Origin of the sequence: Chryseobacterium piperi (genome assembly GCF_002285635.2) — a bacterium.
In the GTDB taxonomy this organism is placed as follows: Bacteria; Bacteroidota; Bacteroidia; order Flavobacteriales; family Weeksellaceae; genus Chryseobacterium; species Chryseobacterium piperi.
In genome coordinates this window covers 1933574-1959967 of record NZ_CP023049.2, presented here as the reverse complement: position 1 = coordinate 1959967, position 26394 = coordinate 1933574, and the positions used below count along the sequence as shown (strand labels likewise).

27 protein-coding genes are annotated in these 26394 nt (G+C 35.2%); 13 read left to right on the top strand and 14 right to left on the bottom strand.

The features are described from left to right. The first annotated feature begins 179 nt into the window (after nt 1–179). Nucleotides 180–2276: a M13 family metallopeptidase gene (locus tag CJF12_RS08520; protein ID WP_034683408.1), complete on the top strand. Its 2097-nt coding sequence runs from the start codon at nt 180–182 to the stop codon at nt 2274–2276. Nucleotides 2277–2338: 62 nt separating this feature from the next. On the opposite strand, the gene CJF12_RS08515 is transcribed toward CJF12_RS08520, so the two are convergent. After that, nucleotides 2339–3385, bottom strand: a complete 1047-nt coding sequence (locus CJF12_RS08515) for a hypothetical protein (protein WP_034683411.1) — start codon at nt 3383–3385, stop codon at nt 2339–2341. Nucleotides 3386–3727: 342 nt separating this feature from the next. Between CJF12_RS08515 and CJF12_RS08510 the strand changes: the two genes are divergently transcribed. The 9 genes from CJF12_RS08510 (at nt 3728) to CJF12_RS08470 (ending at nt 12114) form a co-directional block, all read left to right on the top strand. Further along, nucleotides 3728–4174, top strand: a complete 447-nt coding sequence (locus CJF12_RS08510; protein WP_034683548.1) for a type VI secretion system contractile sheath small subunit — start codon at nt 3728–3730, stop codon at nt 4172–4174. A gap of 23 nt (nt 4175–4197) precedes the next feature. Beyond that, entirely contained in the window at nt 4198–5559 is a 1362-nt protein-coding gene (locus tag CJF12_RS08505) for a DUF5458 family protein (protein WP_034683413.1), read from the top strand. A gap of 117 nt (nt 5560–5676) precedes the next feature. After that, entirely contained in the window at nt 5677–6099 is a 423-nt protein-coding gene (locus CJF12_RS08500; protein ID WP_228423538.1) for a hypothetical protein, read from the top strand. A 102-nt stretch (nt 6100–6201) separates the two neighbouring features. Next, entirely contained in the window at nt 6202–7236 is a 1035-nt protein-coding gene (mutY, locus tag CJF12_RS08495) for an A/G-specific adenine glycosylase (protein WP_034683415.1), read from the top strand. 44 nt (nt 7237–7280) lie between these two features. After that, nucleotides 7281–7838 (top strand): gliding motility lipoprotein GldD, encoded by a 558-nt coding sequence (gene gldD / locus CJF12_RS08490; protein WP_034683417.1) that lies wholly within the window; start codon nt 7281–7283, stop codon nt 7836–7838. 26 nt (nt 7839–7864) lie between these two features. Then, complete coding sequence (locus CJF12_RS08485; RefSeq protein ID WP_034683551.1) at nt 7865–8788, top strand: PfkB family carbohydrate kinase; 924 nt, start codon at nt 7865–7867, stop codon at nt 8786–8788. 87 nt (nt 8789–8875) lie between these two features. Continuing rightward, nucleotides 8876–10243 carry a peptidylprolyl isomerase gene (locus tag CJF12_RS08480; protein ID WP_034683419.1) on the top strand — a complete coding sequence of 456 codons (1368 nt, stop codon included), beginning with the start codon at nt 8876–8878 and terminating at the stop codon, nt 10241–10243. Nucleotides 10244–10334: 91 nt separating this feature from the next. After that, nucleotides 10335–11324 (top strand): NAD(P)H-dependent flavin oxidoreductase, encoded by a 990-nt coding sequence (locus CJF12_RS08475; protein WP_228379079.1) that lies wholly within the window; start codon nt 10335–10337, stop codon nt 11322–11324. Nucleotides 11325–11337: 13 nt separating this feature from the next. After that, nucleotides 11338–12114, top strand: a complete 777-nt coding sequence (locus CJF12_RS08470) for an alpha/beta fold hydrolase (protein ID WP_228379080.1) — start codon at nt 11338–11340, stop codon at nt 12112–12114. Between the two features lie 136 nt (nt 12115–12250). Here CJF12_RS08470 and CJF12_RS08465 read toward each other — a convergent pair whose 3' ends face one another. After that, entirely contained in the window at nt 12251–12550 is a 300-nt protein-coding gene (locus CJF12_RS08465) for a rhodanese-like domain-containing protein (protein ID WP_034683421.1), read from the bottom strand. An 82-nt stretch (nt 12551–12632) separates the two neighbouring features. Next, nucleotides 12633–13844: an outer membrane beta-barrel protein gene (locus tag CJF12_RS08460; RefSeq protein ID WP_117590855.1), complete on the bottom strand. Its 1212-nt coding sequence runs from the start codon at nt 13842–13844 to the stop codon at nt 12633–12635. Between the two features lie 100 nt (nt 13845–13944). On the opposite strand from CJF12_RS08460, the gene queG reads away from it, so the two are divergent. Together queG and CJF12_RS08450 are read left to right on the top strand one after the other, a co-directional pair. Further along, nucleotides 13945–14889: a tRNA epoxyqueuosine(34) reductase QueG gene (queG, locus tag CJF12_RS08455; RefSeq protein ID WP_034683564.1), complete on the top strand. Its 945-nt coding sequence runs from the start codon at nt 13945–13947 to the stop codon at nt 14887–14889. 367 nt (nt 14890–15256) lie between these two features. Then, nucleotides 15257–15934 (top strand): TIGR02117 family protein, encoded by a 678-nt coding sequence (locus CJF12_RS08450; protein ID WP_034683566.1) that lies wholly within the window; start codon nt 15257–15259, stop codon nt 15932–15934. 64 nt (nt 15935–15998) lie between these two features. Here CJF12_RS08450 and CJF12_RS08445 read toward each other — a convergent pair whose 3' ends face one another. From CJF12_RS08445 to CJF12_RS08415, 8 genes are all read right to left on the bottom strand, one after another. Beyond that, nucleotides 15999–16766, bottom strand: a complete 768-nt coding sequence (locus CJF12_RS08445) for a glucose 1-dehydrogenase (protein ID WP_051887242.1) — start codon at nt 16764–16766, stop codon at nt 15999–16001. A 46-nt stretch (nt 16767–16812) separates the two neighbouring features. Then, on the bottom strand, nt 16813–17409 hold the full coding sequence (locus CJF12_RS08440) for an NAD(P)H-dependent oxidoreductase (RefSeq protein ID WP_034683574.1): 597 nt from the start codon (nt 17407–17409) through the stop codon (nt 16813–16815). A gap of 414 nt (nt 17410–17823) precedes the next feature. Further along, entirely contained in the window at nt 17824–18954 is a 1131-nt protein-coding gene (locus CJF12_RS08435; RefSeq protein ID WP_034683424.1) for an MBL fold metallo-hydrolase, read from the bottom strand. Next, the gene (locus CJF12_RS19890; protein ID WP_157759847.1) at nt 18954–19100 is read right to left on the bottom strand and encodes a hypothetical protein; all 147 of its coding nucleotides are present in this window, start codon (nt 19098–19100) and stop codon (nt 18954–18956) included. The genes CJF12_RS08435 and CJF12_RS19890 overlap by 1 nt, the downstream gene beginning before the upstream one ends. A gap of 670 nt (nt 19101–19770) precedes the next feature. Beyond that, a complete protein-coding gene (locus tag CJF12_RS08430; protein WP_034683426.1) occupies nt 19771–19965 on the bottom strand; it encodes a cold-shock protein in 195 nt (64 codons plus the stop codon). A gap of 34 nt (nt 19966–19999) precedes the next feature. Next, nucleotides 20000–20428 (bottom strand): cold shock domain-containing protein, encoded by a 429-nt coding sequence (locus CJF12_RS08425; protein ID WP_034683428.1) that lies wholly within the window; start codon nt 20426–20428, stop codon nt 20000–20002. Nucleotides 20429–20511: 83 nt separating this feature from the next. Then, entirely contained in the window at nt 20512–21282 is a 771-nt protein-coding gene (locus CJF12_RS08420) for a DEAD/DEAH box helicase (protein WP_051887243.1), read from the bottom strand. 205 nt (nt 21283–21487) lie between these two features. Beyond that, nucleotides 21488–21643 (bottom strand): RNA recognition motif domain-containing protein, encoded by a 156-nt coding sequence (locus tag CJF12_RS08415; protein ID WP_084675621.1) that lies wholly within the window; start codon nt 21641–21643, stop codon nt 21488–21490. A gap of 160 nt (nt 21644–21803) precedes the next feature. On the opposite strand from CJF12_RS08415, the gene CJF12_RS08410 reads away from it, so the two are divergent. Then, on the top strand, nt 21804–22826 hold the full coding sequence (locus CJF12_RS08410) for a beta-1,6-N-acetylglucosaminyltransferase (protein WP_228379082.1): 1023 nt from the start codon (nt 21804–21806) through the stop codon (nt 22824–22826). Nucleotides 22827–22836: 10 nt separating this feature from the next. Here CJF12_RS08410 and CJF12_RS08405 read toward each other — a convergent pair whose 3' ends face one another. From CJF12_RS08405 to CJF12_RS08395, 3 genes are all read right to left on the bottom strand, one after another. Beyond that, nucleotides 22837–23937, bottom strand: a complete 1101-nt coding sequence (locus tag CJF12_RS08405) for a calcium:proton antiporter (protein ID WP_034683430.1) — start codon at nt 23935–23937, stop codon at nt 22837–22839. Nucleotides 23938–24010: 73 nt separating this feature from the next. After that, the gene (locus CJF12_RS08400) at nt 24011–25522 is read right to left on the bottom strand and encodes an acyl-CoA dehydrogenase family protein (RefSeq protein WP_034683432.1); all 1512 of its coding nucleotides are present in this window, start codon (nt 25520–25522) and stop codon (nt 24011–24013) included. A gap of 323 nt (nt 25523–25845) precedes the next feature. Then, nucleotides 25846–26358: a hypothetical protein gene (locus CJF12_RS08395; protein WP_051887244.1), complete on the bottom strand. Its 513-nt coding sequence runs from the start codon at nt 26356–26358 to the stop codon at nt 25846–25848. Nucleotides 26359–26394 lie beyond the last annotated feature (36 nt).

Sequence of the window (26394 nt, the reverse complement as noted above, 5' to 3'; positions counted from 1 at the left end):
TAAACATCTAATCCTATATCCCGACGAATCTCGCATCTTGAAACCCGTACCTCGCACTCCGTACCTCATATCCAGCAACCCATAACCCATTACTTTTAACACATTCTCAAATTACTAATTCCTACATTACGAAAATTCGTATATTTGATAAGTTTGTGTACAATCAAAAATAATCTTTAATGAAAAAGCTAAATATTGGGATACTAGCCTTCACGGGTGTGGTATTTTTAAATTCGTGTGGTACTGCCAAAACTGCAGAAACAACAACTAAAGCAGAAACAACAGCTACCACTACACAACCTGCAAAGGAAGATGTGAAAGAAGAAGGTATTAATTTATCCTACATGGATAAAAGTGTTCGTCCGCAGGATGACTTCTTTAGCTATGTGAACGGAAATTGGGTGAAAACTACTCAGATACCATCTGACAAAGCAAGCTGGGGATCTTTCAATGCATTGAGAGAGAATGTAGATGATGCTTCTCTGGATATTTTAAATAAAATTTTATCCGAAAAATATTCTAATGGTTCAGAAGGACAAAAGATTCAAAACTTGTACGCATCGTTTATGGATGTAAACAAAAGAAATGCTGATGGCCTTGCTCCTATAAAAGGAGATTTAGCTAAAATTGATGCTATTAAAAACCTTAATGATTTACAGAAATATCTTTTAGAAGCGACCAGATTAGGAGATAATTCTTTCTATGGATGGAGAGTAGGAGCAGATATGAAGAATTCTAAAATGAATGCTGTCTATCTTGGAGGTCCTGATCTTGGCTTAGGAAGAGATTACTATCAGAAAGTTAATGAAGCCAACACTAAAACGCTAGGTGAGTATACCAACTATGTTGGAAAACTGTTTGGAGTTTTAGGGTATAAAAACTCTGCTCAGTCCGCTGAGAATGTAGTCGCTTTTGAGAAACAATTGGCTAACTACCTTTTGACGCTGGAGCAAAACAGAGATGCCAACTTGAGATACAATCCGAAAAATATGTCTGAATTATCAGGATTGGTTAAAAATATCAACTTACCAAAATACTTAGCTGATGCTGGTGTAAAAACAGATAAAGTAATTGTTGGGGAATTGAAGTATTATCAGAATATGGATCAGTTCCTGACTCAGAAGAATCTTCCTTTACTTAAGGACTATTTAAAATACCATGTTATTAACGGGAATGCAAGCAATCTGGATGCAAGCTTGGAGCAGATCCGTTTTGACTTCTATTCAAAATATCTTCAGGGACAAAAAGAACAGAGACCAATGGATAAGAGAGCTTTGAGTCTTGTTAATAGTGTTTTAGGAGAAGCTTTCGGGAAACTGTATGTTGAAAAATATTTTACTCCTGAAGCCAAGCAACAGATGGAAACATACATTGATTATCTGCTAAAATCATTCAAGACCCATATTAATGAAATGGATTGGATGTCTCCGGAAACAAAAGTGAAAGCTCAGGAGAAATTGTCTAAATTCAGTGTAAAAATTGCTTATCCTGATAAATGGAAAGACTATACGGCATTAAAAGTAGAAGCTCCTGCTCAAGGTGCTACCTTATATTCTAACTTACAGAATGTTTCAGCTTGGCAGTATCAGAGAAATCTGGAAAAAGTTGGAAAACCGGTTGATAAAACAGAATGGGGAATGACTCCACAAACGGTGAATGCTTACTATAGTGGTTCGAATAATGAAATCGTATTCCCTGCGGCTATTCTTCAACCTCCTTTCTATAATCCTAATGCTGACGCAGCTGTTAACTTTGGAGGAATTGGTGCGGTGATCGGACACGAAATTTCTCATGGTTTTGATGATAGTGGTTCGCGTTTCGATGGTGACGGTAATCTTAACAACTGGTGGACGGATGCAGACCGTAAGAACTTTGATGCGAAGGTGGGTCAGCTGGCAACGCAATATAATACATATGAGCCGGTAAAAGGAAGCTTTGTGAATGGTAAATTTACTAGTGGGGAAAATATCGGTGATTTAGGTGGAGTAGCTGTTGCATACGATGCATTGCAAATGTACCTTAAGGATCATGGAAATCCGGGATTAATCAGTGGATTTACACAAGACCAAAGATTCTTTATGAGCTGGGCGACAGTTTGGAGAACTAAATCTACTGACCAGTATATGGTAAATCAGGTAAAGACAGATCCGCACTCGCCGGGGTATTTCAGAGCATTTGGACCTTTGGTTAATCAGGATGCCTTTATTAAAGCATTTGATATAAAGCCTGGAGATAAGCTATACAAAGCACCTCAGGACAGAATAAAAATTTGGTAAACCACCAAAATTGTTAGAAAAGAAAGAATCCGTCTCAACTAAATGTGGGACGGATTCTTCTTTTAATATACTTTCTTGTAATTCCGGAGCACAAACTTTATTCCGGTTTCCAGAACGTCTCCCATAGTTTTACAATATTTGAAATTTACGTCGTAGGTAAGCTTTTGTAAAGCAGCTTTTAATTCTATAACATTGGCTTCCGGCGCAAGGTCTTCTTTTTTCATAATAGAAATGAGTTCATCGAATCTGTTTTTACTGCTGGTCACTCTTTTTACGATTTGTGAACGTACTTCTTTACGGTACTGTTCTATAGAACTGGGCTTCAGCTTTTCCATTACCATATTAACCATAAGACTGTTTTCTTTGAAATACTGGGGAAGGTATACTTTCAAATTCCCTTCATAGCTCTGCTGATCAAAATCGATAGGACGGATTCTGTAAATAATCTGGTCGAAATCATGTATTGGGATAACAACATAATTATAAGATCGCATATCACCCAGTAGCCCGATGAGGCAGCGCTCATTGAATTTTACAAATTCCTTAGAAATCTGTGCCTTTTCCAATTCTGTACAGTTGAATAAATGATTCTGAATAAAAACATCTCCGGGAATTCCTAAAATATGCTCTTCTATCAGGGTGTTTTTATAAATTAGAAAGTTAACCCGGTTAGGAGAGAGCAAATCTTCAAGCTCCAATCCATAGATGCGGGAAGCATCGGCCTGTTTAATATAAAAATTAGTATGATTGTCGTTCAGAATATTTCTTACCCTGATTCTAAAAGGTTTAGAGTTTCCGAAGGTACAAAAGTCGATCGTATCTACTTTCAGATAAGGTAAAGTAGCTTCATCTCCGTCGGAATGAAGGAGGGTGTAAATCTTATTTAAATTAGCTTCTATTTCTTGAAATTCATGTTCAGAATATAACACACCAAGCCACAAGGTATCTTTGCCATCTTTATCCAGGATGCTTATACTATCACTAAATCGCAGAAGGTCTTCATACAGAAACTGAATTTTGGTGGTTCTGTTATGCTTTTCCAAATATTGCTGTAATGCTTCTGAAACAGGAAATATTGGTTTTCTAAACGCTATTTTTACATCTTTCATGATTCTGCTTACTTTGCTTAAATATAAAGAATATTTTTTTCAACATTCTGAGAAATTCCTATTTTAACATGAATGGATGCTTTTTTCTAAAAGAAAATTGTGCAAAAGTTTTCTTTTATTTCTTTATGGTTTGATTTTATTTATTTTTCATAGTTTAGGGAAGTGAAAACGACAAGTTTATGTCATATAATATAGCTATAATTAAATAATTCAAGAAAAATCTTAACAAAATTTTGTATGTTACAGTTTTTTTTTAAATTTAAACATTGGATTGGTCGCTTATTTGATTCGTCAGATAAGACCCATTCTAACCCAAACCAAAAATCTCAAAATAATAATAATATGGCAATGTTTAATTATGGTGTTGGCGGAAACGAGATAAAAGTAGACGCTAATGAAGCTATTCAGGAAATCCAGGAAAACAAGTCATTAATTGTAAGTCAGCTTACAACCGATGAAACGTATACCCCTGAAATTGTAACAGGATTAAAGACTGTGGACGACGTCTTCAAGCATTTTCAGCCTTCAGTAAGTGTACAGCACGAAACAGAAGATGGCAGTGCCGTGGAAGAAGAATTCCGTTTTCAAAATCTTGCGGACTTCACTCCCAAAAATCTTACTCAGAAATCAAATTATTTGCAACAGCTTAGTATGGAGCAGGAACAATATAATAAAATTGTTCGCCAGCTAAAAACAAATAAAATTTTGCGTAACATGCTGGAAAACGAGCAGACAAGAGCTGCTTTTGTGGAAGTATTGAAAGAAGTGGCCCAAGAACTTGAAAAATAATTTAAAGACTTTACATTAAAATCATGGATAGTAAATTACAGGCGGCAGAAAACCAGCAACAAGGTCAGCAACAACATTCTGGACAACCGAAAGGGAATCCTCTTGCCGAGCTCAACAAAATTGGTGGGTTTGGTTTTGTAGAATCTGTTGTGGATGGTATCGCCAACATGAATCCGACAAGGAAAGCTAGGAAAGAAATATTCCTTAACGATAATAATAAAGGAGACGAAAGAAAAGAATTACTTCAGAAAATCAACCTGTGGGTTAGTCTTCTGGAAGGAAATGAGTCTGCTGATAAAATGGCTGATACCTGCAAGCATAAAGCACAGCAGGCTGAGCAGAATTTAAAGACTAATCTAAAAAATACACTCGATACCGTTCGTCAGTTGGAAACTTCTTACAGAACAGTAGCACAGTTTTATAAAAATACGGAACTCGATAAAGTTGATAACGTAAGCATTGTTAACGCAAGTCTTGATCAACTTTCAGATCTGGACAATCCACTCTTTATCGATGCTATTGCCGAGGAATTTAAAAGCTATTACGATCGTTTAGACCTTAGAGATAATTACTCTATTCTTGCCATTCCTGGTTATCTGGGATCCAATAAAGTTATTGAAAAATGGGCAAAAATATGTAATGAAAACAAGGTAATGATGGTTACGGATTTCGCTAATCTTGATAAACCGGATGACGTTGTAGACTTATTCCATTCTGCCAACCTTACAGGAGGAGAACTTCATAGAAGTAATGTAATTATGACCTGTAACTGGCTTGTAGGACGTGGCAGAGCAGAAGAGGTAGGAGAAGAAGAAAATGTAGAACTTCCACCTTCCACTTCATTAGCCGGTAAAATCCACAAAACATTGATGTCTCAGGTAGCCGCAGGTAAAAAACACGGGAATATTAATGAGGTGGATGCCGTAAAATTCGAGTTGAAGAAAAGTGAAATTTCCCAGCTGGAAAAAATGGGACTAGTCCCGATGGTCAATGAATATGGAAAGATCATGGCTTTCTCTGCTAAAACATTATTTACAGGAGATAATATCGGACTTCAAACCTATTCGGTAGTTCGTGTATTTGATTACGTAACTAAAGTATTGCTGGATTTCTTGAACAGAAGAGCTTTTGAAAACTGGAATGCGAAGAATGAAGACGATCTGAGAAGACAGATTGTTACCTTCCTTGATGGAATCAAAGGTCCGGATAAACTTATTGAAAAGTTCAAAATTGTTCGTTTTGAACAGGATAAAGTGAATAAAGACAGAGTATGGCTGGACATTCGTTTAACTCCTTATTTTCCTACAAAAAGTTTTGTTATTAAACTGGATGGCCACAAAGGAGATGATGGTAACGAATGGGATGCTGAATACGCTCAGGAATAATACCAATCTAATTTATATATCAAAAACCGATGCACCTACATCGGTTTTTTTCTACCAAATTCTATGAAAATTAATGTGTTTAAACCCAGGCTATGCTACTGCATGCCCTTTTTTCTAATGATTTCCGCAACAAGTTGTGAAAAGCAAAACCAGGTATCAGATCGTCATAAGGTAGATCTTTTTGCTGATGAAAGACAGGAAGGCAAGGCTTATGTAATGAATGTGGATGAATGTTTTGATGCAAGTGATATGGTTCTTTCAACATCTGATATTAAGCTTGTCGACAGTTCCTCAGGTCGTGGAAGAGCTATTTTTATTTACAGACTCAAATCAGGAACCATAGAAAAAACGACAAGAGATTCTGTCATCAGCTACCCGTTTCAGTTTCTTTCCAAGCAAAGATTACATCTGAAAAAAGATTCCATGTATATTTTTCTAAAAAAACTCGATGGGTACCGTTTTATTGCCCAAGAGAAGAAGCTTAAATACCAATGGCTTAAAACAGCTCCGGTATACTCTGTAGGTGAAGAAAGTAAATAGTCTTATCTTTGTCAGATGTTTCGAGATTATTGATACGAGTCCTTCTAAGTGAAGGTTAAAGCATGTTGAAACATTTTGAACTATTTAAACAGACTCAATTTTTTGGAAAAGAATAATAGAGATTCAGACTTTCTTCATATAGGAAACAAACTTCTAGGCTGGTATAAGAATAATGCAAGGGATCTCCCTTTCAGAAAAACAAAAGATCCATACAAAATCTGGATCTGTGAGATTGTTTTTCAGCAAACGAGAATCAATCAGGGTCTCAATCATTATAATAATTTTATTGAAAGATTTCCTGATGTGTCATCTCTTGCAGAGGCTCAGGAAGATGAGGTTTTGCTATATTGGAAAGGATTGGGATATTATTCCAGAGCCATTAATATTCATAAGGCAGCACAACAGATTATGACTGATTTTGGAGGTGTTTTTCCATCTCAATATGACGAAATTTTAGAATTAAAGGGAGTTGGGAAATATACTGCCGCTGCTGTTTCAAGTATTTGTTTTGGTGGAAGAATGCCTGCTGTAGATGGAAACTTTTATAGAGTATTAAGCAGAGTTTTTGCTGATGATTTTGATATTTCAGGTTCCAGGGCTTTTGCTTACTTTTCGGAATTGGCAGAACTAGTCATGCCTAAAAACGTAGGGGATTTCAATCAGGCTATGATGGATCTGGGATCAGAAATTTGTAAGCCTAAAAATCCACTTTGTGGAGAATGTCCTTTGAACGAAGATTGTTTGGCTTTTTCTTTAGATAAAGTTTCAGATTTTCCGGTTAAAACTAAAAAAGTAAAAACAGAGGATCTTCATCTGAACTACTATTTTGTACACTATCAGGGACAGTTTTTAATTCAGCAGAGAAAAGATGATTTTATCTGGAAGAAACTTTTCGAATTTCCTGTTGTTATTCCCCAAGAATTAGAATCATTTACAAAAGGGGTGAAAACCATTAGGCATAAACTTACCCATAAAAATTTAAGCATTGAAATTGCAGATGTTGAAATCACTTCAGAGATGGTCTGGCTTGATTTTATAAACAAAAACGGATATATCATAACTGACTTACACGGATCTCACGAAAAATCTTTTCCGAAGCCGTTGGAAAGCTATATTCAAAACTCGTTGAAAGACTGAAATTTGTCTTCTTAAATCTGAAATCTAATTTGTACTTTTGCAAAATGATTAAAAAAGTCATTTTTATATTTGCTTCATTGCTTTTAATTTCATGTGGAAAAGATCCGGTTCCCAAACCTTATGGAGAATTACGTCTGGAGTATCCCACACCTAAATATCAAAAATTTGAGTCGAATTGTGCTTATACTTTTGAATATTCAAATTTTGCAAACATAACAAATGCAAAAAGACCTTGCTGGTACTATCTGAATTATCCGAAAATGAAAGCTAAAGTTTTCGTTACTTATTATCCTATTCACAACGACTTTGCAGATCATATCAAAGAATCAGAGAAAATGGTATACGAGCATACTATTAAAGCCAGTGCTATTGATACCAAGTCTTTCGAATACCCTGAAAAAAAGGTATACGGAAACTTTTATGAATTAAAAGGACAAAGTGCTTCTAATCTTCAATTTTACATTACGGACAGTACAAAACATTTTGTAACTGCCTATCTATACTTTAATACAAGACCTAAACCGGATTCATTAGCACCCGCAGTGAATTATATCAAAAATGATATGAAACACCTGCTGGATACTTTTGAATGGAAAAAATAATCAGTTTAAAATACATTGAAAAATATATGAAACTTTTAGTTGTTGGAAGTGTTGCATTTGATGCAATTGAAACACCATTTGGTAAGACAGATAAAATTTTAGGAGGGGCAGCCACTTATATTGGGATTACTTCGTCTATTTTGGGCGTAGAATCAGGAATCGTTTCTGTTGTAGGAGGAGATTTCCCTCAGGAACATCTTGATATGTTTACTAAAAGAAAGGTAAATATTGAAGGACTTGAAATCGTAAAAGAAGGGAAAACATTTTTCTGGTCAGGAAAATACCATAATGACTTAAATACAAGAGATACGCTAGCAACAGAAGTGAATGTTCTTGAAAATTTTGATCCAAAAATTCCGGACTCTATGCAAGACGCAGAGATCTTACTTTTAGGTAATCTGCATCCCGGAGTTCAGTTATCTGTTCTTGAAAAAATGAATGAACGTCCTAAATTGGTTGTTTTAGATACGATGAATTTCTGGATGGATACCGCTTTGGATATTTTGATGACTATGATTGCAAAAACAGATGTGATCACCATTAACGATGAGGAAGCAAGACAGTTGTCAGGAGAATACTCTTTAGTAAAAGCTGCGAAAAAAATCCTTGGAATGGGTCCTAAATATGTGATCATTAAAAAAGGAGAACATGGAGCATTGCTTTTCAATGAGAATAAAGTATTTGCAATCCCTGCGCTTCCTTTAGAAGATGTCTTTGATCCAACTGGAGCGGGAGATACTTTTGCAGGTGGATTTGCTGCGTATTTAGCAAAGAAAAATAAGATTGATTTTGAAACAATGAAATCTGCTTTAATTGTAGGTTCTGCCATGGCATCTTTCACTGTTGAAAAATTCGGAACTGAAAGAATTGAAGAAGTCAATGAATCTGATATGTTCGCCAGACTGAGACAATTCAAAGAATTAACGACATTTGATGTTGAACTACAATAAATAGATCTTTTTAAGAAATATTTATAATAAAAAATTTAGTGTAATTCATTAAGAATTCTAAATTTGCAACTTGTTTAAAATACTAAAATGATAAATAAACTAAAGATCACTTTTCTTTTTGGAGTTTTTGTGATGCTGTTTTCTACCAACATGAAATCTCAGTTAAAACAAGGAGACCTAATAGATGGTATTGCTGCTGTAATTGGGGATGAAATTGTACTGGAATCTGATGTAAATGAACAGATGAACTATGCAAAACAGCAGGGAGCTTCCAATACGGATAAGTGTGAGTTTTTGGAAAATCTGATCAATAATAAGCTTCTGGTATATGAAGCAAAAAAGGATACATTGATTGAAAACCGTTCTGCAGCTATTAAAGAGCAGGCGAATGCTAAATATAACCAGCTTCTTTCTCAGTTTCCTGATGAAAAAACAATGTTGACGGCTTACAAATTCAGAAATGGGTATGAAATGAAAAATGCTATTGAAAAAATAGATACCGATACCTACTATGGACAAGCAAAATATCAAAGAGTTACCGATAAAGCAGACGTTACTCCTAACGAAGTAACCGATTTCTATAATCTATATAAAGCTCAATTACCTGAAATTAAAGATGAGGTGACTTTAGCTCAGATTATGACGTTCCCTAAGCTTACTGAAGCGCATAAGGATGAACTGATCAATAAACTGAAAAAAATCAAGGCTGATATTGCAGGAGGTGAGAGTTTTGAAAGCCAGGCCAGAATTTATTCTGAAGATCCGGGATCTGCAGCTAATGGAGGATTGATGAAGAATATTTCCAAAGGGCAGATGGTTAAACCATTTGAGGCAGCAGCGCTTAACTTGCAGGAAGGAGAGATTTCAGATCCGGTAGAATCGGAATTTGGGTATCATATCATCCAATTAATCAAGAAATCGGGGAAAATCTATGATGCAAGACATATTCTTTTGATGGCTACTCCTACGGAAGATGAGATTAAAACAGCTAAAAAGAAACTGGACAGTATCCGAACTTTAATTACAGAAGGAAAAATTACTTTTAAAGATGCTGCTTTCAAATTTTCAGAAGATAAAAAAACTAAATTCAACGGTGGGGTAATTCCTGGTGCCGATGGTTCCAACAAAATCGAAAGAGAAAGTATTCCGGGAACAATCAGTTATGAGCTTGCCGGTCTTAATAAAGATGATATTACCACTGCTTTTGATGATGAGGATGAGAGAAAAAGAAAAGTAGTAAAGATTGTCAAAATCGAAGAAGTAATTCCTTCTCACCAGATTACCCTGGAAACGGATTACGATAGGATAAAGCAAATGGCTCTTAATAAGAAAAGAAATGAGATGGTTGAGAAATTTGTAAATTCCAAATTACCAACTACGTTTATATCGATAGACGGTCGTTATGATTCTTGCCAGTTCAAAGGAAACTGGAAAAAAGAAGCTTTAAAGAAATAAAGTAAAAACCTTCAGTAAATGCTGAAGGTTTTTTTGTGGAAAAAAGTGATTAAATTTCTTATAAAATCTTTGTTTTTAGTATTTTTACAGTATGAGCAATTTTATAGATTTTAGTACAGCTAAGAAGCTTCATAAGATGGAATCTGAGCAGAATAGAATTACAAAACTTTTTAATATACAATATCCGATCATTCAGGCAGGGATGATCTGGCATTCAGGATGGAGACTTGCTTCTGCAGTATCCAACTGCGGTGGATTAGGATTAATAGGAGCAGGAAGTATGTATCCTGATATTTTAAGAGAGAATATTCAGAAGTGTAAAGCTGCCACTGATAAACCTTTTGGAGTCAATGTTCCTATGCTGTATCCGAATATTGAAGAAATTATCCAGATTATTTTGGAAGAAGGAGTTAAGATTGTTTTTACTTCAGCCGGAAATCCTAAAACGTATACGGAAACCCTTCAAAAAGAAGGAATCAAAGTAGCTCACGTAGTTTCTTCAACAAAATTTGCCATGAAATGTGAAGATGCAGGAGTAGATGCTGTAGTAGCTGAAGGTTTTGAGGCAGGAGGCCATAACGGAAGAGATGAAACCACGACCTTCTGTTTAATCCCAAATGTAAGAAAACATATTTCTAAACCCCTGATTGCTGCAGGTGGGATTGCCTTAGGCTCTCAAATGAAAGCGGCTATGATTTTGGGCGCAGATGGAGTTCAGATCGGGTCTCGTTTTGCAGCAACAATTGAAGCCAGTGCACATGATAATTGGAAAAAGAAGATTACCGAACTGAATGAAGGTGATACCCACCTTACTTTAAAAGAACTGGCACCTGTCAGAATGGTCAAAAATAAGTTCTTTAGTGAGCTTGAAGGGATCTACCAGGAGGGAAGGAATACAGAGGCTTTAATAGCCTCTTTAGGAAGAGCACGTGCGAAAAAAGGAATGTTCGAAGGTGATATGGAAGAAGGTGAACTGGAAATAGGTCAGGTTTCGGCATTAATTGATGATATTCTTCCCGTAGAAACTGTTTTTAGTAATTTGCTGAAGGAATTTGAAGAAGTCAAAATCCCTAATTTGTAATGAGGACTGAGCTTTGATAGATCATAATATAATAGAAATAAAAGAAAAAAAACTTTATCTGGAATATATCCATGCTTATGAAAATAAGCCGACTTTGGTTTTTCTTCATGATTCTTTAGGCTGTACCCAATTGTGGCGTGACTTTCCCACACGACTTTCAGAAGCTTTACAATATAATGTTTTGGTATATGACCGTCTTGGATATGGGAAATCCGATCCAATGCCGACTCATGAAAGATCCAATAACTATATGGAGCTGGAGGCTGATGTTCTGAATGATCTGCTGAATGAATTGAAGATCCATAATGCCATTTTGTTTGGACATAGTGACGGAGGAACAATTGCTCTGATTATGGCAGGAAAGTACCCTGAAAAAGTTAAAGCAGTTATTTGTGAAGCAGGGCATATTTTTGTTGAAGATGTTACTTTAAAAGGAGTATATGATGCCTGGGATGCTTATAAAACCACCGATCTGGCAAGAAGATTACAGAAATATCATGGTGATAAGGTGGAAGTTCTCTTTAAAGCATGGACGGAAACCTGGACTAGAGAAAGTTACCGAGATTGGAATATTGAAAATATTTTAGGCAATATCACTTGCCCATTGTTATTTATTCAGGGAGAACAGGATGAGTATGGGACTTTGAATCAGGTTGAAAAAACAATAACCCAGGTTAAAGGATATTCAGAAAAATATATTATTCCTGAGGTGGGACATACTCCACATAAAGAAATTCCTGAAGTAGTACTGAAAAAGTCTGTTGAGTTTCTTCAGCTTAATTTATTTTAGCCACGAATGCACGAATTCATTTCATATCACAGCTTATTAAATATGCTCATGACGACCATTAAACGTAATACAAAGTTGTTGAAAGATTTCCTGAAGTTTTACCATATTGATAGGGGCTAAAAAATAAAAAAGGAACTTAAAAAGTTCCTTGATTTGCTTCGATTGTTGCTTTCAGGTCTGCCCAGCCTCCGCCGTTATAGCCATCCTTTAAACCTTGGGCATTTAAATATTCTAATGCTTTTCCACTTCTGTTTCCACTTCTGCAGAATATAACAACAGGCTTTTCAATCGATAGAATTTCTTCTTTTCTATCCTCTACTTCTCCTAATGGAATATTTTGTGCACCTTCTATATTACCGTCCATTTCCAGTTCCATGGGTTCACGAACGTCGATTAATTGATAATTTCCTGATTTTAATACTTCTGTTAAAGACATAGCTGTTTGATTTTAAACATTAAAATATGAACGAAATTACGTATTTTTTTTCTGAAAAAAACGTTTTACTTGTGCTTAATTTTTAGAAAAGAGTATATCCTAAGATTAGAGACACGCTATTATAATTGGATTTCCACATACTATAATTCCTTAAAATGTTTCTTGAGGTATTTACCCTGAATTCTATTCCGAATTTATCATTGTATTTATAGCCGGCTCCAAAAAACAGATTATTTCCGGATTCAATTTTCATGTCGGAATATTGTCTTTTAATAGATGAATTGAGATTGACACTTACCATGTAACCCCCGTTGATAAATATCTTAGACTGATCATTCAGAAAGAAATAATGTCTGACACCAAACGGAATATCAATTGATTTATAATCTACACTGTGTTTCACTTTTTCCTCATAATATTCTCCTGGATAATTAGTCATTTCTCCTTCGGATTTGTAATATTGGTAAGTAGGTTCTAAGAAAAGAGACCATTTGTTTTTGTTGAATGAAAGAATAAATTCAAATTCGGCGCCTATTCTGAAAGATGTTTTTCTATCATAATCTGCTGTACTGGATGATCCATAAGAATAAGCAGTGGTCTGAAGTGCCGACGAGCTTATTCCAGGTCTTATACTTAAATTAAAAACATCTCTTTTACCTTTTGTTGCAGTATAATTAACAGAATTACCACTTGAACATGCATTAGATTTCATGAAAAGCTTTGTCAGATCATTGGCTCTGTAATCTGTTCTTTGAATTTCTTTATTTTCTATTCCACATTCCAGAATGTTAGAAAGTTGTTTTTTATAATCTTCATTATACCCGATTTGGCTTTGATCAACTGAGAAAACTTTATAAACAAGCTGTTGAATATCAGATTGGTCTTTATTGTAGAAAAACCTTCTGGTACCACCATTTTCATAATAGAAAAGGTTTGTTTTTCCTTCAACAAGATATTTTAGAAATAATGTTTCTTTTACAAATTCCGGATCTCGTTTATCCGAAACAGAATTAAGGTTACTGGAGGAATAATCAATCATTACTGTTTTTCTTATATATTTTCCAGCATTATCGATTCCAAATTCAGTAATGTTTTTTATGCTTTCTTTTTTTGCTTCAGAATTGTTGTCAAATTTATATTCGAATTCTTTCGGGTTATTTTTCCAATCTACATTTTTAATGAATACTTCAGTTTTGGTACCTGAGTTATCAATAAAATATCCCTTTTCAAATCTAATTTGAGCAAAGGTGATGCTCATGGTAAAAAGTCCTATTAGAAGACCTACTTTTTTCATAGTTTTAATTTTTTCAGTTTTTCGATATATTTTTGTTTCGGTATATGAATGTCAAAGGCGGCAAATTTATAAAATAATCTTAGTTTTGCAACAGGAAATCATGAATTCAAACGCTGAAAAATATTCTGACTTAATAAAATCCAAAGCTAAAAGTTTTGGATTTCAGAGCTGTGGTATTTCTAAAGCTGATTTTCTGGAAGAAGATGCCCGTAATCTGGAGCTGTGGCTCAAAAATAATTTCCATGGTGAAATGAAGTATATGGAAAATCATTTTGATAAAAGACTGGATCCAAGATTACTTGTAGAAGGATCTAAGTCGGTGATTTCTCTTTCATATAACTATTTTCCTAAAGAGAAAATCTCCGTTCTGGAGAATTATAAAATTTCTAAATATGCCTATGCTGAAGATTATCATGAGGTGATCAAAGAAATTCTTCGCGAAATGGTGGCTGAACTTCAGGAGGAAATCGGTGATTTCGGATTCAGAGTGTTTGTAGATTCAGCACCGGTTTTGGAAAGAAGCTGGGCGAGAAAGTCGGGAATAGGTTGGGTTGGTAAAAATGCTAACCTGATCACTAAGCAGAATGGATCTTTTTATTTTTTAGCGGAAATCATATGTGATCTTGAGCTTGTTGCGGATTATGAGACCACTAATCATTGTGGAACCTGCAGAAAGTGTATTGATGCTTGTCCTACTGAGGCTATTGTTTCGGATAAAATTATCGATGGAAGCAAATGTATCTCGTATGCAACGATCGAACTAAAAAGTGAAATTCCTGATTATTTTAAAGATAGGATGGAAGATTGGATGTTTGGGTGTGATATATGCCAGGATGTTTGTCCATGGAATCGTTTTTCTGCTCCTAATCTTCAGAGCCGATTTTCCCCTAATGAACCTCTTAAAAATTTTAAAAAAGGGGAATGGAAGGAGCTTACCCAGGAATTATTCTCAGAAATTTTCAGGAAGTCTCCTGTAAAGAGAACTAAATTCGCAGGTCTGAAAAGAAATATTGAATTCTTGGAGCAATCTTCAGATAAAAATTAAGGGTGATTTGGGGTGATACCTCCTCATTTGGACAATTTACATTCCAAAGTTAAAGAGGGTTGCCGATCATGCCTTGCATTTTTAGATGTAAGGAGATGAAGATTATAAACAACAAGAACTCTTAAAAAAAGCCTTTCCTAAAAAGAAAAATTGACTTTCAAAAAGATAAAATCTTTTAGAAAATCAACGTTTTTTTTGTATTCTTTTTGGAGCAATTTTTACTCTTACTTTAAATCTTTTTTGGGATTTAGTGTTTTTACGCATATTTATTACTATTTCATACCTAAATTTACTTATTTTTCCGATAAAAACAAATAGTTTAGCAATAAATTAAAAATTAAATTTTATTAATCTTGAAAACATGAGTGTGAAAAAAATATTGATTGTATTTCTAAAGGCTATAGGGATTATTCTGGGGCTTGTTATTGTATATGTAGTCTTAGGTTTTTTGATCCCTTTTATCAGTGTTTCTGCAAAAGATGATGGAGAGAGAAAAGAAATCCCTATTTATATTTATACCAATGGTGTACATACGGATATTGTTATGCCCGTTAAAAATGAATGGCAAGACTGGAGTGCAAAAGTTCCCTTTTCCAACACCAGATCAAAAAGAACGGATTATCGTTATATAGGAATTGGATGGGGTGATAAAGGATTCTATCTGGACACACCAACCTGGGCTGATTTGAAATTTTCAACGGCCTTTAAAGCGGCCTTCTGGATGAGTGAGTCTGCTATGCATTGTACCTATTACGATACTATGAAAGAAGGGGACGACTGTAAAATAATTATGATCAGCAAGTCTCAATATCAAAAGCTGGTACAGTTTGTAGAAAATAAATTTGACAGGGACAAGAATGGTAATTTTATTCTGATCCCGACCAATGCTGTGTATGGAGATAATGACGCATTTTATGATGCTAATGGAAGTTACAACTTTTTATATACTTGTAATACCTGGGCAAATGATGCATTAAAAGCTGCCGGACAGAAAGCTGCTCTCTGGACACCTTCTGATTTTGGGATATTTCAGCATTATAAGTAGAAGTTTATCGATAAGTTTGATATAAAGACAAAGCCCGGAAGAATCTTCTTCCGGGCTTTCTATCTTATACTTTTAAAGTATACTTGTTTGGATCAAACTCATCCGTTCTTCCAAGAGTCTGTCCTCCATCGGCGATAAATTCTACACCCGTAGAGTAAGACGAATCGTCACTGGCAAGATACACGACCAGATTTGCAAGCTCCTCAGGCTCACCCAGCCTTTCAAGAGCATATCCTTGATAGATATTCTTCGGGAATGGAGCTGTCATATTGGTTCTGATGTAACCAGGGTGTACAGAATTCACTCTGATATTATACTTTCCTAAATCAAGTGCAGCAGCCTTTGTTAAGCCACGGTTTCCAAAATATGAAGCTACATAGGCAGATGCTCCTGGAAATGCAGTAAAACCACCGGTTGATCCTACATTAATGATCGAACCTCCTTTTGCTGCTTTCATGGCTGGCATAACACTTTTTATTCCTTTAAAATAACCTACCAGATTGGTGTTGATTACTTCATCCCAATCTTCAAAGCTAAAGTCATCAATATGTCCGCCCTTATCAATACCAGCATTACTTACCAGTACATTAAGTTTACCATATTTTTCAATAGTTAATGCTACCGCTTTTTTCCAGCCTTCTAAATCTCTTACATCGAAATGTATAAATGTTGCATCTGGTCCTACTTCATCAGCTATAGCTTGTCCTTCTTTAGCTAATATATCTCCAAAAACTACTTTTGCACCTTGTGCAACAAACGCTTTTACAATTGCCGCTCCAATTCCGCGAGCACCTCCGGTTACTAATGCAACCTTTCCATTTAATCTAGACATAATATTATTTATTTAAAATTTGTGTTTTTATTGTTATCTAAGGCGTTTAGCTAATCAGTTTGAAATCTTCTTTAGCAGCAGCTCTTATCTCATCAAGGTAAACATCGAGCTCTTCACGTGTTTTTAGGTAGATTGGGGCAATATAATTAACTGAAACAGGGTCAAAACCGCTAAATTCTAATATTCCTAATTTTAATTGCGTTATAGCCGAGTTATTGAATACCTTTTCGTATAAATCTTTTCCAGCATCTCCTGTACTGATGATTCTCGCTGATCTCCCTCCTAATAATGGCTTTTCCTCTCCAGTTTCTTTATTGAAGCTAAATGCAATATCCGGTAAGAAGACACGATCAATAAAACCTTTCAATAATGCCGGCATTCCAAACCACCATAGGGGATGGATCCAGACGATGTGAGTGCTTTTTTTAATTAATTCTACAGCATTTTTCAAATCTGGCTCCAGTTCGCTTATTAACCGATAACCGTTTCTTAAAACAGGATCGAATTTTAAATCTCTTAGTGGAAGATAAGTCGCCTCTGTTCCAAGATCTGCCAATTCTTTTAAATAAGCCTGAGCTATTTCTTCATTAAAACTAATTTTGTCCGGGTGTCCGTTAATGACTAATACTTTTTTTGTTTCCATTTGTTTAATATTTAACAACTAGGTCATTTGACCTAATACAAATATAGGTCGTTTGACCTAAGTAGCCAAATAAAATTGCATCTTTTTTTAAAAAATGGATGAAATGGATGTGAATTAATTTGTTAGTATCTGATATTTAGTGGTTTGTGTGTTCTTTTTTGATAGTGATAACCAGATGTATATAAAAAATGTATTCTTAAATTAGGATAGCTTTTTTTAATATGAAGGTCATCTCTTTCATAAAAACTTATATTCTTTCCCGGAAAGAAGCCAGGCTTGCTTATTTACTGATGATGAATTTTATGTTGCAAAAAAGCAAGCAAAAATGAGAAAGATCCTCAAGTAGCAGGAATAATTACCACTAGAGGATCTTTTTTTACTATATTTTATTTACATGGAATAAAAATGAAAGCATTAATGTATATTTTTCCACCATTCCTTAAACTGTTGACGTTGACTGTCCAATTGTACCAATTCACCAATCATTGGTGTTGTCAAACGATAAGGTTGATTTTTGGATAGCTCGGATATTTTTTCCAGAGGTTCCTTCCAGGGATGGTTAGCCAGAGTAAATTTGGAATGGTGAACGGGTAATAGATTTTGTGCATGGAGTTCTTTCGTTGCTAAGGCAACTTCTTCGGGTAGTTCATGTACAGATTGCCAGGCTTTGTTGTATTGGCCGCATTCCATAATCGCCCAGTCTATCTTCCCATATTTAGAGCCAATTGTCTTAAACCGATCATCACGTCCTCCGTCACCACTGTAATAGATATTCATTGAGGGTGCCTGAATTAAGAAAGACAGCCATAATGCTTGCCCGCTTATAAAGCCCCGGCCGGATTCATGATGGGTAGATTCGGTGAATATTTTGAATCCGGGTTTTATTTCTACAGACTCATACCAATCTTTTTCGATAATCTGTTCAGAAGTGTATCCCCAGCGTTCGAAATGAGCTCCATTTCCTAATCCGCAGATCACAAATTTTACTTTTTTCTGTAATGCGCTGACGGTCTCGTGATCCAGATGATCATAATGGTCATGGGATAGAAGTAAGTAATCTATATCAGGTAAGTCTGCTACAGTATAGATGTCGCTTCCTTTATATGCTTTAATACTGCCGGGTATTGGAGAGGCTTTCCCACTAAATACAGGATCTGCTATGATCTTTATTCCATCTAGCTGAAGGAAAAAAGAAGAATGTCCAAACCAAACCAAAGCATTTTCCTGTGGGTTCAGTGTCTTTAAATTAGTTTTTACGGATGGAAGGGAATCGATAGGATTTCTATTAGGAAAATCTGTAAATAATGTCGTATAAATAACCTTTGTCATGTTATATCCTTCAGTAAGAACAGGCCTTTCAACCAGATTTCTAAATTTGCCATTTTTATAATGAGGTGAAGCTTGTACCATTTCAAGCCGTTTACCTTCAGGTAAGGCTCCAAATTCTGACTGTCGCATATAGAAATAGACCAGTATACTAAGGACGGCAACGAAGCCTAACAATATAAATAATATCCGCTTTACTATTTTACCAGTTCTCTTCATTATACTAAAGCTTTAATTTGCGTATGTTGGATATCACTGAATTTTCTGGGAATATTTAATACTTCTGTAAACATATTATGCTGAAGACGTTTCAGAAGAGCGCCCTTGTCTACCATGCTGGTAGTTCTGGTAATTGTAATTTTCATATTTGTGTTTTTAATAATATCCGGACTATACAGACTATTCGCAGCTTGTCAAAAAAGCTCCGGATTTCAGGAAACTTTTAACTTTTCCATTAATTCGGTTTAAATTCCGATGCGAACACCAATAGTATAATTTTTGGATTGAATAAATATAGTATTTTTACAAGTGAGCTGAGTAATTAAATTTCTAAAATTAAGTCTTTATATAGTTGATTAAGTTTTCTAAATATTGAGAATCCCGGATTATTCTGAACATAAAAACATCTGAATACATTGTAAAGAGCCTTATTCGTGGCTATTCTAATGTATTTATAATCCTGTTGCTTTGTTTCTAATTTTATATGAGAGTGTTAGGTCATTTTTCTAATTTTATTTTTTGCCACGAATACACGAATCTTTTCTATTTACGTGGTAAAGAATGTAGAATCTGCGAGGAAACAAAAATGAAATTCTTTATTATTTTTTTGAGAAATTTTTAAACAGGCTCTTAATAGAAACGATTTTCTGATAAAATCACGGCGATATATTTTGTTGAAAAATTGAAACTGAGCTTTTATTAGAAGGCTCAGTTATAAAAATAGTTTTCAGAAATCTAGAGTATATGCATAAAAAAGCCCCATAAATGGGGCTTAATCAATGAGTTGATATCATCTTATGGAGAATATCTGTAGAACTAAGCTAGCTTTACATTTATTGCATTTAATCCTTTCTCACCTTTTTGTACTTCAAAAGTCACTTTATCGTTCTCACGAATGATTCTAGTGCTTAATCCTGAAGCGTGTACAAAAATATCTTCTCCTCCGTTTGATGGAGAAATAAATCCGAAACCTTTTGTTTCGTTAAAAAATTTTACTGTGCCTTCTTGCATTGTATTTGTTATTAAAATTGTTGTTATTTTTTTATTATCTAATCAATTGAATATTAACTGCAGAAAATCCTTTTGGAGATCGCTCTTTTTCAAATGATACTTTATTTCCTTTTTTTACTTCCTCAATACAGTTATTGGTATGGAAAAATACATTCTCCTTTGTTTTATCTTCAGCGATAAAACCATACCCTTTATCACTGAAAAATGTGATAATACCTGATTTACGGATCTCTTCTTCGGGAATAGGTGCTGCTCCTAACTGAATATCGTCAAGATTGATTTCCTGTTTTTCTTCTGGTGGAGTAGACGTAAGTCTTCCGTATGAGTCAACATACGTTAGCATTTCATCAAGTCCTTTTCCCTTATTGTTATTAGTTTTACGGTCTTCGCGACGCAAAGCCTTTTCTTTTTGTTTTTGAATTTTTTTCTTGAAATTTTCTTTTTTAGAGAAAGAATCTGCCATAAATTAATTTTATTATTTAGTTATTGTATTAAATATTTGCGGGTGACAAGCCTTTTATAGTCTGTCATCTATTGATTGCTTTTTTATATCCTTACGGTTCTCTTCATTGCAAAGTGAAGGGAGCGTAAAAGAGAATCATCTTGTAATAAGTTGACAAGCAAATCAGTTTTTTCTTTTTTTTCAACAAGACTTATGGACGGATCAACGTTTTTAGCAATTGAGGAGTCCTGAGTAATCATAATTTCTACCGGGTTATTCAGTAGGCTGTCGGCAAATCTTCGCAGATCTTTCGGCATTGTTGATGAAAAGAACAGGGTCTGTCTTTTTTGCGGAATAAGTTTAAGAACCTTTTTTACCTGGTCTATAAAACTTGCATTCGGCATTTTATCAGCTTCATCTAAAATCAGAATTTCGATTTTAGATAGGTTAATATGTCTTTGAGCTACCAGATCCAACAACCTTTCAGGAGTTGCAATCAAAACATCTACTCTTTTTCTCAGAGCAGCAAGCTGGCCTCCTTGTGAAACACCATCGTAAACAGTGAATAAAGATAAAGGAAGGTATTTCGTATATATTTTAAAATTTTCCTCAACTTCAGTAGCTAATGCTCTTGTTGGCGTTAATATCAATGTTCGAATTTCTTTATGCTCCGGAGCGCTCTTCTTTAGTAACTGAAGAACAGGCATTACAAATGCACCTGTTTTTCCGGTTCCTGTCTGTGCGCATCCCATAACATCCCTACCCATCAGAATCTGAGGAATTACATTGCTTTGTATCTCTGTAGGCTTTGAATATCCTGCTTCGGTTACAGCACGTATAATAGGGTTGATTAAATTTAGATTTTTGAAATTCATATAAGGTTGTCGAAAACTTCGACGTTTTTATCAATTGGTTCCGTGTTCGGGAGATTGATATAATTATTTTGTTATTGGGTATTTGGATGAAGAAAGGGTGTGATTCTTACTTTTTTCCATTATTTATTTTGCTTGGTTCATTACAGTGCCGGATTTCTTTCCCTTAGGCTGTTATGAGTTTTGCAATAGCATGTCATGCCGTAGTTTAATTAGGCATTTTTACAAATCCGTCATCTCGGGAGCTTTCGGAATGGTCTTCTTTAATAATTTCTACTGTGAGTAAATCTCCTAAAGGAGTAAAAGAGCTTTCTAATTGTTTTTCTTTCGTTTGAAGGTTAAAATTGCCAATATAAATATTCATTCATGAAATAAATAAGGGTTAAATTTGGCAGCTGAAAAAGCAAAAACTGGAAAGAAAAAAATGGGTATTCTAAACTGTAACAGAAAGCAAAGGCAGAGGCCTGTTTATTTATTATATGCAAATATACAATAAAAATATGGAATAAGGATGATTTAATTGATTGATTTTCAAAAAATTATTTGTAGCTTTATATGTTATTAAGTTGTTTGCAGGTGCGGATGATTTTAATCTCTCTACCATGCAACCCTACCATTCCATTACCCAGACCCAGTCACAACCTTTAAAAAGGCTTTCTTCAGACTCTGTAAAAATAGCCTATTTCATTATGATTCATGATCAGCCGGAAAAATTTATGAAACTATTTCATAAGATATATTCCCGTGATCAGTTTTATCTTATTCACATTGACCGGAAAGCAAAGCCCGAAATTACTGAAGAAATTCAATTGTTTCTAGTACAGTTTCCTAATGCCTATATCCTCGAGAGCATGAATATTATCTCAGGAGGGTTCAGTATGATACAAGCGGAGTTGGATGCCATGGAGTTTTTATTGAATGTGAGTACGGAATGGGATTACTTTATCAATTTAAGTGGTGAAGATTATCCTTTAAAATCCCAAACGATCATCCGTGAGTTTCTTGCTGCCCGCAGGGGAAAAAATTATCTGTTCTATTATGATCAGAAATTCTACAGGCCGGATACGCTTCAAAGGATACAGAATCATTTTACAGAATTGGCTCACCGTATTTCTTCCCTGATTTATAAAAGAGAGTTTATGAAAGGAGTTGTCCCCTATATTGGTGGAAAATGGGTGATATTTACCAGAGATACTTGTGCTTTTTTAAGCAATAATAAAAAAGTGATGGAGTTTGAAGAGTATTATCTCAATACTTTATTGCCGGGAGATTCTTTTTTTCAAACTGTCTTGATGAATACTTCTTTTCATGATATTATTGTGAATGATGATAAAAGAGCAGTACTCGAAAAAAGATATTGTACCAAAGAAGATCCTGAGTTGTTCATAGAATATTTAAAAGCCAATAATCAACTTTTCATCAGAAAGCTGGATGATAAAACCGACGAAAATATTATCCGATATATTGATGATAGTTATGATCTTCCATTAACGGATATTAATGAAGTAGAAAGGGAGCTGAGAGCAGGAGGCTGGCAAAGCAACTGATCCCTTTCTGCTAAGGAGCTATCGTAATGAAAAGATAAAGTAAAAAAATAGCAATAAGTACGAGCCCTTGCATCATATTCGTTTTACCGGTGATCAGGGAAATGGTGATAATAAATAAGGATAGCCCCAAAAGAAGGGTAGATTTAATGTCAATACCTAACGTCATTCTTATTCCGGTAATCACTGATGTAATTGCGATAGCGGGGATACTCAGGCCAATACTGGCTAAAGCAGAGCCGAAAGCAAGGTTCAGTGAAGTCTGAATCTGATTACTTCTGGCAGCTCTGAAAGCAGCCATTCCTTCAGGTAAAAGAACAATCCCTGCAATAATAATACCGACCAGGGACTTCGGAGCTCCGGCCCAAACCACGATATGTTCTACATCTTTTGATAGAAGCTTGGCAAGCAAAACAACAATTCCAAGGCAGAGGATCAAAAATATTCCACTGATATACATTTCTTTTTTTGAGGGCTTTGCAGGGAGGCGTTCTTCTGAAGAAAGAGCATTCATTAATTTATTTTCAGGAGAGATAAAATAGCTGCGATGTCTTACAGTCTGCATCATCGTAAAACCTAAGTAGAGTCCTAGTGAAACAATGGCAACAAATAGCAACTGGAACTTGGTATATTCACCTCCTGAATGGCTGATGGTATAATTAGGAAGGATAAGAACAAACATAATGATGGTGGTAAGGGTAATTAATGCGGTACTGACTCCCTGTAAAGTAAAAGTTTGCTCTCTGTATTTTATAGAACCAACAATAATACAAATACCAATGATTCCTGTGATAATGATCATTACTGCGGCAAAAACGGTATCTCTTGCCAGGGTGATTGTCTCAAGGCCTTTTGCACCAAGCATGATGGAGATAATTAAAGCCACTTCGATGATGGTAATAGCAAATGCCAGAAGCAATGTTCCGAATGGCTCTCCAAGACGGTAAGCAATGACTTCTGAATGATGAACCGCGGCCAGTACACTGCCGATCAGGAAAATAGTCAGAATTACAGAATAGGTGGTACCTGAAAAAAAATGATTCCCGAAATAAGCAATCCATGCTAATAAAGGAATCAAGATCGTCCATACCAATAGGTATATTTTTTTCTTCATTTTATAAAATATATAAAGCTTCCTTTCCACATAAAAGAAGCTTTTGAATGATTAAGATAGCGGAGAAGAATGATTACGAAAAGGTCATCCAATTGCTTTTTTCACTGGTATCTTCCATCATATTAAGGTTTTGATGATGGTGCATCGAGGCAAGAAGGCTTACCATTTCCTGACGTACCACCTGAATAGCATTGTCTGTAAGTTCCTGGCTGAATCCCGAATTATTCAGTTCCAGTAAATCATTAATGATAATGATCCTTGCGATAACTTTTCCAAGATCAATCATTTTTCTTTGAGAAAGAGCTGTATCAACTTTGAAATTGAGTTCTTTAGTATAGAGCTTAGCTCCTTCCTGAGTCAGTTCATTAAGAATGAGGTAGTCACCGAAATGTTCTGTCTTTTTCTTTTTCATATCTTTCAGAATTCCTTCTGAAATTTGAGTATACAGCATTTCATTCGACCCTTCAAAAATCTGAAAAGGACGACTGTCCATAATTCCTCTTCCTCCAATATGGGATGTTCTGTATCCTTTTGCTCCTGAAAGCTGAACATACATTTGAGCGGATTCCTGCATCATATCAGTAACCAAAGCTTTCATGCTATTGGCGTGGATTCCTTTTCCTGAAACATCATTTTCTATTCCACTTACTTTACAGCTTTTGGCGCACATTGCCGAACAAAGTGTAAAAAATGCCTGCATTTTTGCCAGCTGATACTGAACCTGGTCCAGGAAGAAAAGGTTGGAAGTTCCTACAATTCTTTCTTTACAGTGTTGGGTGGCCTCATCCAGCATTCTTTTTAAGAACCCCATACCCATTCCCGGAAACTGGAAACGACTGCGGTGCAGGATATCCAGCATCATTTTTAATCCGGTAGATTCCTGGATCAGTTTATTGGTTTCCGGAACCTTAATGTCAATTTTATTTAATCCATAGGGAATCATGTATAGCCCTGCGTTATCATAATATTCGAGAACTTCTATATTCTGCTCTCTTTGGTGGGTATCAGCAATAAAGAAATCGACGTCTCTCGATAATTTTCCTTCAGCATTTAGATTTCTGGAGGTAATGAGCCAGTAATTGGCCATTCCTGTAAGTCCTTGCCAATGTTTAGTACCTTTTACATGATAACTTTCTCCTACCAACTCATTCTGAGTTTTCATATTCAGGGCATCACTTCCGTATTCGGGTTCAGTAATCATTAGTCCTCCCATTGCTCCATAATCTAAAAAATTCTTGAAAATACCGGCTTTAGCAGATTCATGACCATATTTTGCCAGAGGTTCGAGGAAAAGGGCAATGTTGATCCCGAAAGTTAGGGATAAAGGAAGTGATTCATAAGAAGCTTCGGATAACAACCCCAAACATTCTTTTACTTTTACACCACGACCGCCAAATTCTTTAGGTATAGCTACAGAAAGAGGCTTTAAATTCATGATTTCCTTCCATACATTGGGAGGAAGCCCTCTGGAAAGACTAAGTTGATCTATATTTTCTTTGTCAAAAAGATGATGAAGTGAAGTTTTAAATCGGGTGAGAAATTCCGGATATGTGGTATCGGATAAATCAAATGGAGATCCATTCATAATAATAAGAATTAAACGCTGCACGCCATCTATACAACAATATCATAATGCGAAGCGAATGGCAACAGAACTTAAAAATCAAAATATCGGCAGCTCCACCTATTAAATATTTCTCTAAGGTACAATTAATTAAATTGCTTCATTTGAATTAATTGTGAATTAATGTTTTTTTAACGAATTGGGTGCTATTAAAATCTTAAGATAGATTTTAATCCTATACTATTCTTAATGGTTCGCTTGATTTTATTTAAAATCTATTTTTTTGTATTCTTATTTTAAATGTCCTTATATCATACAAGAGGAATTCGGATTTGTCAAATACTTTATCCTATTTCTAGTTCATAGATGTGACCTGGCAGGGGAAATGTTTTTAACAACGTATTTTGCTTGACAAGAAATCCTTGATCTTTAAAAAACTGAATTCTAGAATCATTTTCAGTGATGATAATCCAGATACTATCTGTAAATGTGATTGCCGATCTGCTTTTCTTCCAAAGGGATAACTGTACCTCAGGGGTATTGTATTCAGGTAGTATAGCAAAGTCTATGATCTCAGTCATTCTTTTTCCTTCAGGAGAGCCGGAATAACCTGAGCCGCTTTTAAAAAGACAATAGCCGACCGGCTCATCATCCACATAAACCATGATCAGCTGAATAGAAAGATCATTGAGAGTGTTGATCATTTTTCTGTATTCTACATGTTCGCTGAGATATTCTTCTATTTTTTCTGAAGAAACATGTTCCTTATATATACTTCTGATATAAGGTCTCATCACAGCAAAAAGCTGGTCAATTCCCTGATCTGATCCTACGGTGAACTTTGATATGATTTCCATTGACTTCTTTTTTATTCAAAGCTATGGATTCTTAAT

What these genes read in the sequence shown, in the direction of transcription:
- CJF12_RS08520 (WP_034683408.1), top strand. Translation starts at nt 180, where the DNA reads ATGAAAAAGCTAAATATTGGGATACTAGCCTTCACGGGTGTGGTATTT.
- CJF12_RS08515 (WP_034683411.1), bottom strand. Translation starts at nt 3,385, where the DNA reads ATGAAAGATGTAAAAATAGCGTTTAGAAAACCAATATTTCCTGTTTCA.
- CJF12_RS08510 (WP_034683548.1), top strand. Translation starts at nt 3,728, where the DNA reads ATGGCAATGTTTAATTATGGTGTTGGCGGAAACGAGATAAAAGTAGAC.
- CJF12_RS08505 (WP_034683413.1), top strand. Translation starts at nt 4,198, where the DNA reads ATGGATAGTAAATTACAGGCGGCAGAAAACCAGCAACAAGGTCAGCAA.
- CJF12_RS08500 (WP_228423538.1), top strand. Translation starts at nt 5,677, where the DNA reads ATGATTTCCGCAACAAGTTGTGAAAAGCAAAACCAGGTATCAGATCGT.
- gldD (WP_034683417.1), top strand. Translation starts at nt 7,281, where the DNA reads ATGATTAAAAAAGTCATTTTTATATTTGCTTCATTGCTTTTAATTTCA.
- CJF12_RS08485 (WP_034683551.1), top strand. Translation starts at nt 7,865, where the DNA reads ATGAAACTTTTAGTTGTTGGAAGTGTTGCATTTGATGCAATTGAAACA.
- CJF12_RS08480 (WP_034683419.1), top strand. Translation starts at nt 8,876, where the DNA reads ATGATAAATAAACTAAAGATCACTTTTCTTTTTGGAGTTTTTGTGATG.
- CJF12_RS08475 (WP_228379079.1), top strand. Translation starts at nt 10,335, where the DNA reads ATGAGCAATTTTATAGATTTTAGTACAGCTAAGAAGCTTCATAAGATG.
- CJF12_RS08465 (WP_034683421.1), bottom strand. Translation starts at nt 12,550, where the DNA reads ATGTCTTTAACAGAAGTATTAAAATCAGGAAATTATCAATTAATCGAC.
- CJF12_RS08460 (WP_117590855.1), bottom strand. Translation starts at nt 13,844, where the DNA reads ATGAAAAAAGTAGGTCTTCTAATAGGACTTTTTACCATGAGCATCACC.
- queG (WP_034683564.1), top strand. Translation starts at nt 13,945, where the DNA reads ATGAATTCAAACGCTGAAAAATATTCTGACTTAATAAAATCCAAAGCT.
- CJF12_RS08445 (WP_051887242.1), bottom strand. Translation starts at nt 16,766, where the DNA reads ATGTCTAGATTAAATGGAAAGGTTGCATTAGTAACCGGAGGTGCTCGC.
- CJF12_RS08440 (WP_034683574.1), bottom strand. Translation starts at nt 17,409, where the DNA reads ATGGAAACAAAAAAAGTATTAGTCATTAACGGACACCCGGACAAAATT.
- CJF12_RS08435 (WP_034683424.1), bottom strand. Translation starts at nt 18,954, where the DNA reads ATGAAGAGAACTGGTAAAATAGTAAAGCGGATATTATTTATATTGTTA.
- CJF12_RS19890 (WP_157759847.1), bottom strand. Translation starts at nt 19,100, where the DNA reads ATGAAAATTACAATTACCAGAACTACCAGCATGGTAGACAAGGGCGCT.
- CJF12_RS08430 (WP_034683426.1), bottom strand. Translation starts at nt 19,965, where the DNA reads ATGCAAGAAGGCACAGTAAAATTTTTTAACGAAACAAAAGGTTTCGGA.
- CJF12_RS08425 (WP_034683428.1), bottom strand. Translation starts at nt 20,428, where the DNA reads ATGGCAGATTCTTTCTCTAAAAAAGAAAATTTCAAGAAAAAAATTCAA.
- CJF12_RS08420 (WP_051887243.1), bottom strand. Translation starts at nt 21,282, where the DNA reads ATGAATTTCAAAAATCTAAATTTAATCAACCCTATTATACGTGCTGTA.
- CJF12_RS08415 (WP_084675621.1), bottom strand. Translation starts at nt 21,643, where the DNA reads ATGAATATTTATATTGGCAATTTTAACCTTCAAACGAAAGAAAAACAA.
- CJF12_RS08405 (WP_034683430.1), bottom strand. Translation starts at nt 23,937, where the DNA reads ATGAAGAAAAAAATATACCTATTGGTATGGACGATCTTGATTCCTTTA.
- CJF12_RS08400 (WP_034683432.1), bottom strand. Translation starts at nt 25,522, where the DNA reads ATGAATGGATCTCCATTTGATTTATCCGATACCACATATCCGGAATTT.
- CJF12_RS08395 (WP_051887244.1), bottom strand. Translation starts at nt 26,358, where the DNA reads ATGGAAATCATATCAAAGTTCACCGTAGGATCAGATCAGGGAATTGAC.